This window comes from Bradyrhizobium sp. 25ACV (assembly GCF_054863005.1).
On record NZ_JAVAYO010000007.1, the window covers coordinates 154,273 to 170,000 of the forward strand.

Here is a 15,728-nt window from a genome sequence, read left to right on the forward strand (position 1 = left end):
CTACGCCGCATTCTTCTTCCGCATGCGGTCGATCAACTGGTCTTCCCAATAGGTGAGGCTGCCGAGCCCGAGCGCCATCGCGTTGGCGCGGCGGTAGTACATGTGGCAGTCAAACTCCCAGGTGAACCCCATGCCGCCGTGGACCTGGATGTTGTTCTTGGCACAGTGCTGGAACGCCTGCGTCGCGCTGATGCGCGCGGCGGCCGCGGCTTCCGGCAATTCAGCTGCGTTGGTCGAGAGCGCCCAGGCACCGTAATAGCTGTTGGAACGCGCCAGCGTCGCCGAGACATACATGTCGGCGAGCATGTGCTTGACCGCCTGGAACGAGCCGATCTGGCGACCGAAGGCGATGCGGTCGAGCGCGTAGTCGCGGCCCATCTCCAGCGCGCGGTCGGAGCCGCCAACCTGCTCGAACGCACAGAGCACCGCGGCGCGATCGAGCACCTGGGTGAGGATGCTCCAGCCTTCGCCGGCAGCTCCCAGTGGCTCAGCCTTGCAGTCTTTGAAGGTGATCTCGGCCTGCCCGCGGGTCGGATCGAGATTGGTGAGGCTCTTCACCTCGACGCCGCCGGCTTTGAGATCAACCAGGAACAGCGAGATGTCGCTGTCGCGACCGCTCGATCCGTTGCGCGCCGCGACCACCGCGAAATCGGCGATGGTGCCATCCGCGACCGGTTTCTTGACGCCGTTGAGCACGCCGTTCGCAGCCGTCAGCTTGACGTTCTTCGGCGCGGGATTGCCCTTGCCCTCGAACAGCGCCAGCGTGCCGATCGCCTCGCCCGAGGCAATCGCCGGCAGCCATTTCTTCTTTTGCGCGTCGCTGCCGGCGATCAACAGCGCTTCGGCGGCGAGATAAACGGTCGAGGAGAACGGCACCGGCGCGTTCGCGCGTCCCATCTCCTCCGCGATCACGCAGAGTTCGAGATGGCCCGCGCCGGCACCGCCGAACTCCTCGGGGATCGCGACGCCGAGGAAACCCATCTCCGCGAGGCCCTTCCAGAGTTCCTTGTCGTAGGGAGCCTTGCCGTCGAGGACGATGCGCACCGCCTTGGGCGAGCATTTCTCGGTGAGGAATTTGCGCGCCTGATCGCGGAGCTGCTTCTGGTCGTCGGAGAAGTCGAAGTTCATGGCGGGCTACCCTATTATTGCTGTTCTGTAGGATGGGTGGAGCGAAGCGATACCCATCGATTGTCTGAGCAAGAATGATGGGTTTCGCTGCGCTCTACCCATCCTACCGTCTTCATCGCAACACGATCACACCTTCATCCGGCTTCTCGGCATAGAGCCGCTCGACCAGCGCGGCGCGGCGTTCGAGGCCGGCGCGCTGGTTGATGTAGCCCTTGTCGGTGAGCTCGTTGCCGTCGATCGAGGGCGGCTCGACCATCAACATGGCGCGCGCGATGATGCGGCTGCTGGCGCCTTCACAGTCCCGGTTGTGATCCTCTAACCCACGCCTGAAGCAGGCGATCACCTCGGGATGCTTCACTGCGTCCTCGAAGCTGAGATCGGCGTTGCCGACAAGTTGCCGGCAGGCGTGCAGGTTTGGCCAGGCGAGTAGGCCGATGAAGGCCTGGTCCTGCCCCGCGACCAGCGCGTCGTGCACGACAGGCGTCGCTGCGGCGATGGCATCGGTGCGGAGTGAGCCGACATGCACGAAGGTGCCGGTGGTGAGCTTGAAATCCTCGACAACACGTCCCGCAAAGATGATGCCCTTCACCGGATCGGCATCGTCGACGAAAACGCCGGCATCGCCGATGCAGTAATAGCCCTCCTCGTCGAACATCTTCTTGGTGAGATCAGGCTGGCCGAAATAGCCCGGCGTGACGTTGACGCCGCGCAGGCGTAATTCGTATTTCGAACCGCACGGCACCATCTTCAGCTCGACACCGGGGAACGGCAGGCCGATCAGGCCGACGCGCTCAGTGTCCCAATAAGTGCCGGTCGAGGTCGGCGCGGTCTCGGTCGAACCCCAGCCGGTATAGAACACGATGCGTTCGCCAGTGGTCTTCACGGCCAAGGCCTGCATGCGATCGTAGAGATCGTCAGGCAGGCGCGCGCCGCCATAGGCCATGATCGACAGGTTCTTGAAAAAGGAACGGCAGAGCGCATCATCCTTTTCCATGGCGGCGGCGAGCGCGGCATAGCCGGCCGGAACGTTGGCGTAATAGGTCGGCGAGATCTCGCGCAGGTTCCGCAGCGTCTCCTCGAATTGGCCCGGCATCGGCCGGCCGTCGTCGATATAGAGCGTGCCGCCATCGACCAGGATCGGGTGGAACGCCGCGTTGCCGCCCATGGTGTGATTCCACGGCATCCAGTCCAGCATGGTCGCAACAGGGCCATCAGCCGAGCGCGGCCGCACCTGCATCATCATCGCCGCATTGGCGCACATCATCTCCTGCGTATTGATGACGGCCTTGGGCATGCCGGTCGAGCCTGACGTGAACAGCAGCTTGCCGACGGTGTCGGGCGTGATTTTCGCGATCGACTCCTCGACGTCCTCGGTTACCGGCGTTACCGCAAGCTCGGCAAAGCTGACGCTCTTGATGCCGTCACAGGGACGCGCGACGTGAACCACCGTGACGCCGGTAAGATCGATCGCCTTGAGCGCCTTCTCGAACGTCGGCCCGTCCTGCACCATCACCACAGCCGGTTTGATCAGGTCGAACAGGTACTTCAGCTTGACGTGATCGTGGCTCATCAGCGAGTAGGCCGGCGACACCGGCGCCGCGGGCGCACGCGCCTGCATCGCGGCCTGCGTCATCAGCGCATGCTCGATCGAATTGCCGGAGAGGATCGCAACGGGACGACCATCGAGAGCGAGATTGAGCAAGCCTTGGGTCAGCGCATCCACGGTACGCTTGGCTTCGCCATAGGAGACCTTGCGCCATTCGCGATTGGGACCGCCGCGCTGGGCGAGCCAGATGCGCTCGGGCGCTTCCTTCGCCCATTTGGCCAGCGACGCCGGGATGTGCGTCTCGTAAGCTTGCAGCGGAATGCGCGACTTCAGCACCACCGTGCCGTCGTCGCGGCGCTCGACGTCGATGTCGCGCGCGAGCCATTCGATCTTGCGAAAGGCGGGCTTCGTCATCACAGCCGCCGCGCTTCCACTCATTTTGCGTCTCCCGGAATTATCGTCCTTTGCGGATCGTTCTCGTTCAGCGCTTGATATAGACAGGCTTTCGCTTCTCAAGGAAGGCCCTGATGCCTTCCGAAAATTCCTCCGATCGGCTGCAGAGGACCTGGTTGCGATCCTCCATCGCGATCGCAGCCTCCAGTGATCCCGCATCGACGCTCATGTTGAGGCATTCCTTGGACAGCCGTAGGCCCACGGGCGAAGCCGTCATCATCGCCTCGACATAGGGCTCGGCCGCCGCATCGAGCTTGTCTTCGTCGACGACCTCCGAGACCAGCCCGACCGCCAGCGCGCGCTCGGCGCCGATGAACCGGCCCGTGAGGATCAGCTCCGACGCCACGGACACGCCGACCAGCCGCGGCAGGAAATAGCTGGTGCCGATGTCACAGCCGCCGAGGCCAAGCTTGATGAAGGCGCAGTTCATCCGCGCCGATTTCGTCGCGATGCGGATGTCGGAGGCAAGCGCCAGCGCAAAACCGCCGCCGGCCGCCGCGCCCTGCACGAGAGAGATGATTGGTTGCGGGCAACGCCGCATCAGCATCACGATGTCGGCGATGCGGCGCTGCGAATCCAGCGACTCAGTGACGCCAGGCGGCTCCTGCTGGCCGGCACGGCGGGCCATCGCAGCCTTGAGGTCGAGGCCCGCGCAAAAATTCTTGCCGGCACCCTTCAGCACCACGACACGCGTGTCACGGTTGCGTTGCAGGCCCTGGAAATAGTCGTTGAGCGCGTCGATCAGCGCAGGATCGAGCGCGTTGAGGTGCTCGGGCCGATTGAGCGTCACCCGGTCGACGCCGTCGTCATGCTCGATCAGCAGCGGTTGGGACATGGGGCGCTCCTGCTTGCCGCCGATCGCGGTTCCAATTGCTGCGCCCTCTCCCCTTGTGGGAGAGGGCATGTACGTCGCTGACCAAGAACTCGTTGGGGTGAGGGGTCTGTCTCCGCGGAGAGAAACCCCTCATCCGGCGCTTCGCGCCACCTTCTCCCACAAGGGGAGAAGGGAAGAAGCTACCTCGGCGCCATACGGATGGCGCCGTCGAGGCGGATGGTCTCGCCGTTGAGCATCGGATTCTCGACGATGTGCACGGCGAGCGAGCCGTATTCCTTGGCATCGCCGAGACGAGAGGGATGCGGCACCTGCGCGCCCAGGCTCTTGCGGGCCTCCTCGTTCAACCCCATCAGCAGCGGCGTGAAGAACAGGCCGGGCGCGATGGTGTTGACGCGGATCTTCTGGCTGGCGAGATCGCGCGCGGCCGGCAAAGTCAAACCGACGACGCCGCCCTTCGACGCCGAATAGGCGATCTGGCCGATCTGGCCCTCGTAAGCGGCAACCGAAGCCGTGTTGACGATGACGCCGCGCTCTTCGCCGACCGGCTCGATCGTGACGAGGCGCTCGGCGAACAGCCGCAGGCAGTTGAAGGTACCGATCAGATTGACGTTGATGATGCGCGCGAACTTCTCCAGCGGATAGACGCCGTCGCGGCCGACTATGCGCTGCGAACCACCGATGCCGGCGCAATTCATCAGCACCCGGGCGACGCCGTGCGCGGCTTCGGCCTTGGCGATCGCCGCCTTGATCTGCTCCTCGCTGGTGACGTCGGCATGGAGCGCAACGCCCTTCACCTCGGCCGCGACCTTCTCGGCATTCTCCTTGTTCTGGTCGATCACGCCGATCTTGGCGCCCTTGGCCGCCATGGCGCGGGCGGTCGCCTCGCCGAGGCCCGAACCACCGCCGGTGATGAGAACGGCTACGTCTTTCAATTCCATGACAGGCTACCTTTCCTTGGACGTTTCTTCTCTAGACTTGAGAGTTGCGGCCGGATCATCCGGCCGCGGCAGCTTCCCCGGCTTGCGTGAGGATGCCGCCGCAGATCAGCGTTTCCATGTGCTTGATATATTGCCGGCAGACATCATCGGTGACCGGGCCGACGCCGGTCGCGCGAGACATCGCGTGCCGGCCAAAGAACAGATGATCGCAGGCGCCGATCAGGCTGGTGTAGAACAGCACCGGATCGGTGGCGCGGAACTCGCCGTGGCTGATGCCTTCGGCCAGCAGGCGGCGGTGAAAGTCGAGCAGCGGCGCCACGAAGAATTTCGACACTTCGTCAGCGGAGGCCGTGTTGGTCTCGTGCAGCAGGTAGTGGATCAGCCGGTTCATGTAGGGGAACCGGTGATAGGCGCGGATGATGCCGCCGATATGCAGCTTGAGCTTCGCCGTCGCCGTGATCGGCTGCGCCAGCAGATATTCAAGATTGGACATCTCGGTCGCGGCATCCCGCGCGAGCAGTGCCAGCAACAGGCCGTCCTTGTTGCCGAAATGATATTTGACCAGCGCGGCGTTGGCGCCCGACTTCTGGGCGATGTCGCTGAGCGAAATCTCGATCGAGGAGCGTTCGATCATCAGCTCGCTCGCGGCCACGAGCAATTTCTCTGCCGTGGAATTTTTTCCGCTGGGGAGCCTGTTCGGTACGCTGGTAGCCACGGAGTTCCCTGAATGCGCGTCGAGACGGGGCGCAGATAAGCCCAAGCAGCGGCTCATCACAAGAATTAATTGATCGATTGACTAATTCATCTTGCGTCCCTTAAATCCGCCCCCGACAACCGACCCAATCAAGAATTCAGGGAGAAACCGACATGGCCGAGGCTTACATCGTCGCCGCTGCGCGTACCGCGGGCGGGCGCAAGGGGGGCCGTCTCGCGGGCTGGCATCCGGCCGATCTCGCCGCAAAAGTGCTGGACGAGTTGGTCGACCGCACCAAGGTCGATCCTGCACTGGTCGAGGACGTGATCATGGGCTGCGTCATGCAGGTCGGCGAGCAGTCCAACAATGTCGCGCGCAACGCGATCATGGCCTCGAAGCTGCCGGAGAGCGTGCCGGGCACCTCGATCGACCGCCAGTGCGGCTCCTCGCAGCAGGCGCTGCATTTTGCCGCGCAAGCGGTGATGTCCGGCACCATGGACGTCGTGATTGCCGCCGGCGTGGAATCGATGACGCGCGTGCCGATGGGCCTGTCCTCACAGCTCGCCGCCAAGAACGGCTTTGGCCATTACAAGAGCCCGGGCATCGAGGCGAGATATCCGAACATCGTGTTCAGCCAGTTCACCGGCGCGGAGATGATGGCGGAGAAGTACGGCCTGTCGAAGGATGACCTGGACGAATATTCCTATAACAGCCATCAGCGCGCGATCGCGGCAACGCAAGCCGGTTACTTCAAGAAAGAGATCGTGCCGCTCGAGATCACCCGCGCCGACGGCAGCAAGGACACTCACCACATCGACGAGGGCATCCGCTTCGATGCCACGCTCGACGGCATCAAGGGCGTCAAGCTGATCGCGGAGAACGGCAAGCTCACCGCGGCCAGCGCCAGCCAGATCTGCGACGGCGCTTCCGGCGTGATGGTCGTGAACGAGCGCGGCCTGAAGCAGCTCGGCGTCGCACCGCTGGCGCGCATCCACCACATGACCATGACCGGCGGCGATCCCGTCATCATGCTGGACGCGCCGCTGCACGCCACCAAGAAGGCGCTGGAGAAGGCCGGCATGAAGATCGACGACATCGACCTGTTCGAGGTCAACGAGGCCTTTGCCTCGGTGCCGACCGGCTGGCTCAAGACCACCGGTGCAGATCCGGCCCGCCTCAACGTCAATGGCGGCGCCATCGCGCTCGGCCATCCGCTCGGCGGCTCCGGCACCAAGCTGATGACGACGCTGGTTCACGCCCTGCACCAGCGCGGCAAGCGCTATGGCCTGCAGACCATGTGCGAAGGCGGCGGCATGGCCAACGTGACGATCGTGGAGCGGCTGTAAGAAAAAACAAAAGCGAGTAGTGAGTGGCGAGTAGCGAATGGTGAGTAGGCGAAGAGCGGTTTGCCCTTCTTCCTATTTGCCATTCGCTACTCGCCATTCGCGTTTTGAGGAAACGCCATGACCCACCCCTCCATCCACGCCCGCACCACGCCCGACAAGATCGCCTACCAGATGGCCGGGACCGGCAAGGCGATCACCTATCGTGAGCTCGACGAGCTTTCGAACCAGGGCGCGCATTTGTTCCGCTCGCTCGGCCTCAAGGCCGGCGACCACATCGCGCTTCTCATGGAAAACCGCCTCGCCTTCATGGAGCTCTGCTGGGCCGCGCAGCGGAGCGGGCTCTATTACACCGCGATCAGCCGTTATTTGAAGCAGGACGAGATCGACTACATCATCGCCGATTGCGGCGCCAAGGTCGTGATCACGACGCCGAAATGCGCCGACCAGATCAAGGGCCTGATCAAGGGCGCCGCCGGCGAGCCGATCTTCTACATGATGGACGACCCGCTGCCCGGCTTCCGCTCCTACGACAAGGAAGCCGCCGCGCAGCCGATCACGCCGATCGCCGACGAGATCGCCGGCTATGACATGCTGTATTCGTCCGGCACCACTGGCCGGCCCAAGGGCGTCAAGAAGGCGTTCGAGGGCAAGCCGATCGACGAGCCGAACGCATTCCTGCGCGTGCTCTGCGCCAACATGTGCGGCATGAACGCCGACACAATCTATCTTTCTCCGGCGCCGCTCTATCACGCCGCTCCGTTGCGCTTCAACATGATGGCGACCGTGCTCGGCGGCACCTCCATCATCATGGAGCACTTTGACGCCGAGGAATTCCTGAAGCTGGTCGAGAAATACAAGGTGACGCAGTCACAGCTGGTGCCGACCATGTTCGTGCGCATGCTGAAGCTGCCGGACGAGGTCCGCGTGAAGTACAACGTCGCCACGCTCAAGGGTGCGATCCACGCCGCAGCCCCCTGCCCCGTCGACGTGAAAGCGAAGATGATCGAATGGTGGGGGCCGATCCTGATCGAGTACTACGCTGGCTCGGAAGGCAATGGCGTCACCGTCTGCGGCTCGAAAGAATGGCTGGAGCATCGCGGCAGCGTCGGCCGTGCCGTGGTCGGCAAGATCAAGATTCTCGACGAGAACGACGCGGAGCAACCGCCCGGCGAGATCGGCACGGTCTATTTCGCCGACGCGCCCGCGTTCACCTATCACAACGACCCCGAGAAGACGAAGAAGGCCTACAACGCAAAAGGTTGGTCCACGCTCGGCGACGTCGGCTATCTCGACAAGGAGGGCTTTCTCTATCTCACCGACCGCAAGTCCTACATGATCATCTCGGGCGGCGTGAACATCTACCCGCAGGAGACCGAGGACGTGCTGATCACCCACCCCGACGTCGCCGACGTTGCGGTGTTCGGCGTGCCGAACGAGGAGATGGGCGAAGAGGTGAAGGCGGTGGTGCAGCCGCACGACATGAATCGTGCCGGCAAGGCGCTCGAGGCCGATTTGATCGCCTATTGCAAGGGCCGCCTCTCCGCCATCAAGTGCCCGCGCTCGATCGATTTCGAAGCTGAGCTGCCGCGCACGCCCACAGGCAAGCTGGTGAAGCGGCATTTGCGCGACAAATATTGGCCGAAGGTTACGGCGAAGATTTAGGGCTCGCTTTTACTTACCCTCCCCTGGAGGGGGAAGGTCGGCGCGAAGCGACGGGGTGGGGTGATCTCTCCACTCGGGCACCGTTCAACGCGGAGGGACTGTCACCCCACCCCGCTGCGCATTCCGCTTCGCTGCATACGCATCGACCCTCCCCCTCCAGGGGAGGGTGAAGTGGAGATCAATCAAACAAACTCGGCGTGTGGTTCACCAGCGCGCCTTCGATCTCGAGCATCTTCAGCTTCGTCACCACGCCGCCGTTCGCCGAGAAGCCACCGGGCTTGTTGCCGGCCGCCAGCACGCGATGGCAGGGCACCACGATCGGGCACGGGTTGTGGCCGAGCGCCTGGCCGACGTCGCGCGAGAGCTGGACGCCGCCGAGCTGCTTGGCGATGTCGCCATAGGTGATGGTCTTGCCGGGCGGGATGGCGCGGGCGAGCGCGTAGACGCCGCGATTGAAGTCGGGCACGCCGTCGAGATCGAGCTCGATATCGGTGAGGTCATCCGGCTCGCCCGCGAGCAGTTTTGTCATGCGGTCGATCGCCTGCCGTACCTCGGCGGTCGGCTCGGCCTCGACGGCGTCACCGTGGCGCTGGCTGATGCGGGTGCGGATCTTCTGCTCGCCGCCCATCGGCAATTGCGTGCCGTTGATGCCGCGCGGGCGCCAGGCGATGGCGCAGAGGCCGATCCTGGTGTCGAACAGGGCGAAATGCTGGTCGGTCATGGCTTGGTTCCTGGCTTGCGTTGCCGTCGCATGCCCCCAATGTGATCTCGGACCAAATCTAGGCTTGGAAATAGTTGCGATCCACCCGGTTTCCGGGAATCTTGCACAGGAGTTCCAATCCCTTCGCGAGCCCGGAATGCAAAGCCTCCACGTCAACGAATACGACATGCCCTATCTCGATGTGGGCGAGGACCACGGCCGGCCGCCGCTGGTCTGCGTGCACGGTTCGCTCAACGATTTCCGGGTCTGGGGCTGCGTGCTCGGCCCGCTGACCCAGCGGCACCGGGTGATCGCTGTCAGCCTGCGGCACTTCTTCCCGGCGCGATGGGACGGCATCGGCGACACCTACTCGATCGCCCAGCACGTCGACGACGTCATCGCCTTCATCGAGAAGCTCGATCTCGGCCCGGTCGACCTGATGGGCCATTCCCGCGGCGGGCACATCTGTTTCCGCGTGGCGCAGCGGCGGCCGGATCTGCTACGGCGGCTGATCCTCGCCGAACCCGGCGGCGAACTCGATGCGAGCCTCGACCCCGATTATGCCGGCGGGCCCTCGCCGCTGCTGGCGCGTTTCATGGCCTCGGCCGAAAAGATCGCAGCGGGCGATGTCGACGGCGGCCTCGCCGTCTTCGTCGACACGCTGGAAGGCGCCGGCACCTGGCCGCGGCTGCCGGCCCTGGTGAAGCAGAATTTGCGCGATAATGCCACTACGCTGATCGGCCAGGTCCGTGATAACCGCCCGCCGTTCTCCAAGGCGGATGCGGAGGCGATCAAGATGCCGACGCTGTTCATCCTGGGGGCGCGGACCAAGGGCCTGCTGCCGAAGGTGCTGCATGCGCTCGCCGCGCATGTGCCCTATTCGAAGACGGCGATCATCCCGAACGCGACGCATCCGATGTTCGAGCAGGCGCCGCAAAAATACTCCGAAGTGGTTCTCGACTTCTTGGCGAGCTGATCATGCAGACATTTCGCGTCAACGGTTACGACATGGCCTATCTCGAAGTCGGAGAGGGCCATCCGCTGGTCTGCGTGCACGGCACGCTCGGCGACTTCCGGACCTGGTATTCGGTGCTCGGCCCGCTGTCGAAGGCGCATCGGGTGATCTCAGTCAGCCTGCGGCATTTCTTCCCCGAGCATTGGGACGCCGTCGGCGACGACTACAAGATGGCGCAGCACGTCTCTGACGTGATCGCCTTCATCGAGCAAGTGAGGCCCGGTCCCGTCGACCTGATGGGCCATTCGCGCGGCGGTCACATCGCGTTTCGCGTGGCGCAGGCGCGGCCTGATCTGGTGCGAAAGCTGGTGCTGGCCGAGCCGGGCGGCGATCTCGACGCATCGCTGCCGGTGCCGGAAGGCACGCCCGCGCATCCGCCGCTGGCCGCGCGCACGGCGCGATCGGTCGAGATGATCCGCGCCGGCGATATCGAGGGCGCGCTGCAGAATTTCTACGAGGGCATCGAGGGCGACGGCTCGTGGCGGCGCGTGCCGGCGGCGGCGAAACAGCAGCTGCGCGACAACGCGCTGACGTTCCTCGGCCAGATCAACGAGCAGCGCAGGCCTTACACGCTCAGCGATGCGCAGGCGATCCGCACGCCGACACTGCTGATCGGCGGCGGGGCGACAACGGGAAGCCTCTCGGTGATGTGGCGCGTGCTCGCCGAGCACATCACGGCCAGCCGGACAGCAGTGATTCCGAACGCCGGCCACTGGATGTTCGAGCAGGCTCCGCTGGAGTTCGGCGAGGTGGTGAGCCGGTTCCTGGCGGAGTAAGTGCTCCCTCTCCCCGCAAGCGGGGAGAGGTGAAGACCTCACACCTTCCAAACACCCACCGGCATCTTGATCGTTGCGTTCAGTCGGTTCCAGACGTTGATGGTGGCAATCGAGAGAATTAGCGTTGCAAGCTCGCGCTCGTCGAAATGCTTGGCGGCCTCGTTCCAGATCGCATCCGGCACCGGGTCCTCGCGATCGGCGAGGCGCGTGACGGCCTCGGTCAGCGCCAGCGCGGCGCGCTCGGCGTCAGTGAAATAGGGCGCATCGCGCCAGGCGGACACGGCGAACAGACGCTCGTCGGTCTCACCGAGCTTGCGGGCGATCTTGGGATGCATGTCGACGCAGACGCTGCAACCGTTGATCTGGCTGGCGCGCAGGTGCACCAGTTCCAGGAGCTTTTCCGGCAAGCCCTGCTTGGTCAGATTGCCGAGGGACTGCAGGACATTCATGGCGTCGGGGAGGACCATGACAGGGTGATTCATGCGGGCGTGCATCTTTTTCGTCTCCATCGCTCGAATTTCGAAGGTTCCGGTCACATCGGCCGGATTGGCTTCGTCATGGGCATGACGGATCGCGACGAGGGAATGTGACCGATGACCGAAAAAAACGTCGAAGACAATTTTCTCAGCCACCAGTTTGAGGCCAGCAGGGACCATCTGCGCGCGGTCGCCTACCGGATGCTGGGCTCCGGCGCAGAGGTCGACGATGCCGTGCAGGAGGCCTGGCTGCGGGTCAGCCGCTACGACATGTCCGATGTCGCGAATTTGCGCGGCTGGCTGACGACCGTGGTCGCGCGCATCTGCCTCGACATGCTGCGCGCGCGGAAGTCGCGCAAGGAAGAGCCGATGGGCCCGCACGTGCCGGAGCCGGTCGACGAGACGCGGGAGCGCGAGGCGGAGATGGCCGATTCCGTCGGCGCGGCGCTGCTCGTCGTGCTCGAGACTTTGCAGCCGGCGGAGCGGCTCGCCTTCGTGCTGCACGACATGTTCGCAGTGCCCTTCGAGGAGATCGCGCCGATCGTCGGCCGCTCGGTCGACGCATCGCGGCAGCTCGCGAGCCGGGCGCGGCGGCGCGTGCAGGGGGCGCCGGTGCCCGAGACCGACCTGTCGCGCCAGCGCGGAATCGTCGATGCCTTCCTCAAGGCGTCGCGCGAAGGCAATTTCGAGGGGCTGCTCGCCGTGCTCGATCCCGACGTGGTCTTCCGCGCCGATCAGGCCGCGGTGCGGCTCGGCACGCTGCCGGAGATCCGCGGCGCGGACGCGGTCGCGCAACTCTACAAAGGCCGCGCCCAAGCCGCGCGGACGGCACTTGTCGACGGCGAGATCGGCGTGGCCGTCATTCTCGGCGGACAGCTGCGCATCGCGCTGCGCGTGACGTTCAAGGGCGAGCGCATTGCCGGGATCGAGGCCTTGGCCGATGCGGAGGGGATCGCCGCGCTGGAGGTGGAGGTGCTGGAGGGTTGAGGCGGAGGTTTTTTTTCGCGAAAACAACCCCATGCACAGTAGACGAGCATAGCGAAATCAATGGTTTAGCGAAGTCGCACGGGCGCCCTGGGCGTGGCCGGGCAGCCTATCTTGACGCCCTCCCCCTCTCGCGGTAGCTTCGAATACGGAATTCCGTATTCCATCGTAGGAGCTGCCGGCGTGATCCCTCTCGACCCGCTCCCGAACCTGATCGACCAGGTCTATGCCCGGATCCTGGAGGCGATCTCCGACCGCACCCTTCAGCCCGGCCAGCGCATCCGGCAGAACGAACTCGCCGACAAGCTCGGCGTGTCGCGTCAGCCTGTCTCGCATGCGCTGCATCTGCTGCACCGCCAGGGTCTGGTCGCCGAAAGCGGCAAGCGCGGCTTCGAGGTCACCCAGCTCGATCCCGCGCGCATCCGCCAACTCTACGAGGTGCGCGGCGCGATCGACGCGCTGGCCGCGCGGCTTGCGGCGAAGCGCGCCGCCAGCGACGCGGCAGGACGCGCACGGCTGGAGGCTGCGTTCGCCGCGGGGCGCGGCATCGATCGCAACACGACACTCACTGAACTGATCGTGCTCGACGTGGATTTTCACCGCGCGATCTATCAGCTCGCCGGCAATCCCGTGATCGAGGAGACGATCGCGCCGCAATGGCCGCACATGCGGCGTTCGATGGCGACGGTGCTGTCGGAGCTCGACTATCGCGGCAGCGCCTGGGCCGAGCATGCCGATATCGCCGGATACATTCTCGCAGGCGACGCGAAGGCGGCCGAAGCCGCCGCGCTGGCGCATGCGCAGACGGCGGGACGGATGACTGAGGAGAGATTGAGAGCGACGGAGGAAGCGGCGGCGTAGCGACAAAAGCACGCCGTCATTCCGGGAATGGTCCGAAGGACCAGACCCGGGATCTCGAGGTTCTCAGGTGCGCAAGTGCGCACCGGAGTTCGGTCCTGCGGACCGCCCCGGAACGACAAAAAACGAAACAACGCAAGGAGGAAACGACCCCATGAAACTGTCTCAGGAGCAATTGGAGTTCTTCCACCGCGAGGGTTGGCTGTTCCTGCCCGAGCTGTTTAATCAGGAGGAGGTCGATCTGCTGGCGCGCGAGGCGGTCGGTATCTACGACGCCAACCGTCCCGAAGTCTGGCGCGAGAAGAGCGGCGCGCCGCGCACGGCGTTTGCCGCGCATCTTTACAACGAGGCGTTCGGCCTCCTCGGCGCTCATCCGCGCATGATCGACCCGGTCGAGCAGCTGTTCGGCGAACCGGTCTACATGCACCAGTTCAAGATCAACGCGAAATCGGCCTTCACCGGCGATGTCTGGCAATGGCACCAGGATTACGGCACCTGGAAGCGCGACGACGGCATGCCGGAGCCGCGCGCCATGAACATCGCGATCTTCCTCGACGAGGTGATGCCGATCAACGGGCCCCTGATGCTGGTGCCGCGCAGCCAGAACGCCGGCGATCTCGAAGCCTCGCACGACCTCGCCACCACCTCCTATCCGCTGTGGACGCTGGACGAGGCGACCGTGACGCGGCTGGTCGCGCAGGGCGGCATCGTCGCGCCGACCGGCAAGCCCGGCGGCATGCTGATGTTCCACGGCAATCTCGTGCACGGCTCGGCCGGCAACATCACGCCCTTCCCGCGCAAGATCGTGTACCTGACGCTGAACGCGGTCTCGAACTACATCCGCACCCCCACGCGGCCGGACTACATCGCGCATCGCGACTTCGCCCCGATCAAGACGGTGGACGACGACGCGCTGCTGCGGCTTGCCCGTGCGCCAAGGCAAGCGGCGGAATAAAGATGCTTTCGTGCCCCGGACGCAGCGCAGCGCTTCTTAGCGGTGCGCTGCAGAGCCGGGGCCCATGCCGCACGGATAGACTTTTTCTCTGGGTCCCGGCTCTGCGGAGCAGCACTACGTGCTGCACCGCGTCCGGGACACGATACTGATCGGATTCGCCCCATGAACCTCTTCCGCCTCCTCCAGGCCCGCGCGTCCGCCGGCAAGCCTGTTCGTGTCGCGCTGATCGGCGCGGGCAAGTTCGGCTCGATGTTTCTGGCGCAGGTGCCGCACACGCCGGGGCTGGAAGTGCCCATCATCGTCGACATCGACCGCGAGCGCGCACGCGAGGCCTGCCGCACGGTCGGCTGGAGCGCCGAGCGGATCGCCGCAACCGTCTTCACCGATGACGGCGCGCGCGCCATTGCGGGCGGCGCGATGGACGTGGTGGTGGAGGCGACCGGAAATCCCGCCGTCGGGATCAGGCATGCGCGCGCCGCGATCGCGGCGGGCAAGCATATCGTGATGGTGAATGTCGAGGCCGACGCGCTGGCAGGTCCGCTGCTCGCCGAGGAAGCGCGCAAGGCGGGCGTGGTCTATTCGCTCGCCTATGGCGACCAGCCGGCGCTGACCGCCGAGATGGTCGACTGGGCCCGCGCTACCGGCTTCCGCGTCGTTGCCGCCGGCAAGGGGACCAAATACCTGCCGGCCTATCACGACGTCACGCCTGACGGCGTCTGGCAGCATTACGGTCTGACTGCAGGCGAAGCGCAGTCGGCCGGCATGAATCCGCAGATGTTCAACTCCTTCCTCGACGGCACCAAATCGGCGATTGAGATGGCTGCGATCGCCAATGCCTGCGCCCTCGACGTACCCGCGGACGGCCTGCTGTTTCCGCCCTGCGGCGTCGACGATCTGCCGCATATCATGCGGCCGCGCTCGCGCGGCGGCGTGCTGGATCGGTCGGGCCTGGTGGAAGTCGTCTCCTCGCTCGAGCGCGACGGAAGGCCGGTGTTTCGCGACCTGCGCTGGGGCGTCTATGTCGTGCTGGAGGCGCCGAACGACTACGCCGCCGACTGTTTCAGGCAATATGGCCTCAAGACCGACGCCAGCGGACGCTATGCTGCGATGTACAAGCCCTATCATTTGATCGGGCTCGAGCTGAACATCTCGGTGCTGTCGGCCGCGCTGCGCGGCGAGCCGACCGGCCAGGCCAGCGGCTTCCGTGGCGACGTCGCAGCGGTCGCCAAGCGCAGTCTGCGCGCGGGCGAGATGCTGGACGGCGAAGGCGGCTACACGGTGTGGGGCAAGCTGGTACCGGCGGAAGCGAGCCTGAAGGCCGGCGCGCTGCCGATCGGTCTTGCTCATCGCCTGAAGCTGAAA

Annotated in this window: 15 protein-coding genes (1 of these 15 running past the window's edge); 8 read left to right on the forward strand and 7 right to left on the reverse strand. The window is 64.9% G+C overall.

What is annotated here, in order from left to right:
* The 5 genes from RAD04_RS18160 to RAD04_RS18180 all read right to left on the reverse strand — a co-directional run bounded on the left by RAD04_RS18160 (position 1) and on the right by RAD04_RS18180 (position 5,558).
* Complete coding sequence (locus RAD04_RS18160; RefSeq protein WP_461624845.1) at positions 1-1,128, reverse strand: acyl-CoA dehydrogenase family protein; 1,128 nt, start codon at positions 1,126-1,128, stop codon at positions 1-3.
* A gap of 112 nt (positions 1,129-1,240) precedes the next feature.
* On the reverse strand, positions 1,241-3,112 hold the full coding sequence (locus RAD04_RS18165; RefSeq protein WP_461624846.1) for an AMP-binding protein: 1,872 nt from the start codon (positions 3,110-3,112) through the stop codon (positions 1,241-1,243).
* A 43-nt stretch (positions 3,113-3,155) separates the two neighbouring features.
* Positions 3,156-3,962: an enoyl-CoA hydratase/isomerase family protein gene (locus RAD04_RS18170; protein WP_461624847.1), complete on the reverse strand. Its 807-nt coding sequence runs from the start codon at positions 3,960-3,962 to the stop codon at positions 3,156-3,158.
* Positions 3,963-4,141: 179 nt separating this feature from the next.
* Complete coding sequence (locus RAD04_RS18175; protein WP_461620115.1) at positions 4,142-4,900, reverse strand: SDR family NAD(P)-dependent oxidoreductase; 759 nt, start codon at positions 4,898-4,900, stop codon at positions 4,142-4,144.
* A 55-nt stretch (positions 4,901-4,955) separates the two neighbouring features.
* Positions 4,956-5,558 (reverse strand): TetR family transcriptional regulator, encoded by a 603-nt coding sequence (locus RAD04_RS18180; RefSeq protein ID WP_461624848.1) that lies wholly within the window; start codon positions 5,556-5,558, stop codon positions 4,956-4,958.
* Between the two features lie 209 nt (positions 5,559-5,767).
* Here RAD04_RS18180 and RAD04_RS18185 point away from each other — a divergent pair, with 209 nt between their 5' ends.
* Entirely contained in the window at positions 5,768-6,940 is a 1,173-nt protein-coding gene (locus RAD04_RS18185; RefSeq protein ID WP_461624849.1) for an acetyl-CoA C-acetyltransferase, read from the forward strand.
* A 117-nt stretch (positions 6,941-7,057) separates the two neighbouring features.
* Complete coding sequence (locus RAD04_RS18190; protein ID WP_461624850.1) at positions 7,058-8,602, forward strand: acyl-CoA synthetase; 1,545 nt, start codon at positions 7,058-7,060, stop codon at positions 8,600-8,602.
* A gap of 178 nt (positions 8,603-8,780) precedes the next feature.
* Here the strand turns inward: RAD04_RS18190 and RAD04_RS18195 are convergent, their stop codons facing one another.
* Positions 8,781-9,323 (reverse strand): methylated-DNA--[protein]-cysteine S-methyltransferase, encoded by a 543-nt coding sequence (locus RAD04_RS18195; protein ID WP_461624851.1) that lies wholly within the window; start codon positions 9,321-9,323, stop codon positions 8,781-8,783.
* A 136-nt stretch (positions 9,324-9,459) separates the two neighbouring features.
* Between RAD04_RS18195 and RAD04_RS18200 the strand changes: the two genes are divergently transcribed.
* Both RAD04_RS18200 and RAD04_RS18205 read left to right on the forward strand, forming a co-directional pair.
* Positions 9,460-10,278, forward strand: a complete 819-nt coding sequence (locus tag RAD04_RS18200; RefSeq protein WP_461624852.1) for an alpha/beta fold hydrolase — start codon at positions 9,460-9,462, stop codon at positions 10,276-10,278.
* A gap of 2 nt (positions 10,279-10,280) precedes the next feature.
* The gene (locus RAD04_RS18205; protein WP_461624853.1) at positions 10,281-11,093 is read left to right on the forward strand and encodes an alpha/beta fold hydrolase; all 813 of its coding nucleotides are present in this window, start codon (positions 10,281-10,283) and stop codon (positions 11,091-11,093) included.
* 38 nt (positions 11,094-11,131) lie between these two features.
* On the opposite strand, the gene RAD04_RS18210 is transcribed toward RAD04_RS18205, so the two are convergent.
* Entirely contained in the window at positions 11,132-11,587 is a 456-nt protein-coding gene (locus tag RAD04_RS18210; RefSeq protein WP_461624854.1) for a carboxymuconolactone decarboxylase family protein, read from the reverse strand.
* Positions 11,588-11,686: 99 nt separating this feature from the next.
* On the opposite strand from RAD04_RS18210, the gene RAD04_RS18215 reads away from it, so the two are divergent.
* From RAD04_RS18215 to RAD04_RS18230, 4 genes are all read left to right on the forward strand, one after another.
* On the forward strand, positions 11,687-12,556 hold the full coding sequence (locus RAD04_RS18215; RefSeq protein ID WP_461624855.1) for a sigma-70 family RNA polymerase sigma factor: 870 nt from the start codon (positions 11,687-11,689) through the stop codon (positions 12,554-12,556).
* A 180-nt stretch (positions 12,557-12,736) separates the two neighbouring features.
* Entirely contained in the window at positions 12,737-13,414 is a 678-nt protein-coding gene (locus tag RAD04_RS18220; protein ID WP_461624856.1) for a GntR family transcriptional regulator, read from the forward strand.
* Between the two features lie 151 nt (positions 13,415-13,565).
* Entirely contained in the window at positions 13,566-14,366 is an 801-nt protein-coding gene (locus tag RAD04_RS18225) for a phytanoyl-CoA dioxygenase family protein (protein WP_461624857.1), read from the forward strand.
* 162 nt (positions 14,367-14,528) lie between these two features.
* Positions 14,529-15,728 carry the 5' portion of an NAD(P)H-dependent oxidoreductase gene (locus RAD04_RS18230; RefSeq protein ID WP_461624858.1) on the forward strand. 114 nt of this gene lie beyond the right edge of the window, so only the first 1,200 of its 1,314 coding nucleotides appear in the window; its start codon is at positions 14,529-14,531; the stop codon falls past the right edge of the window.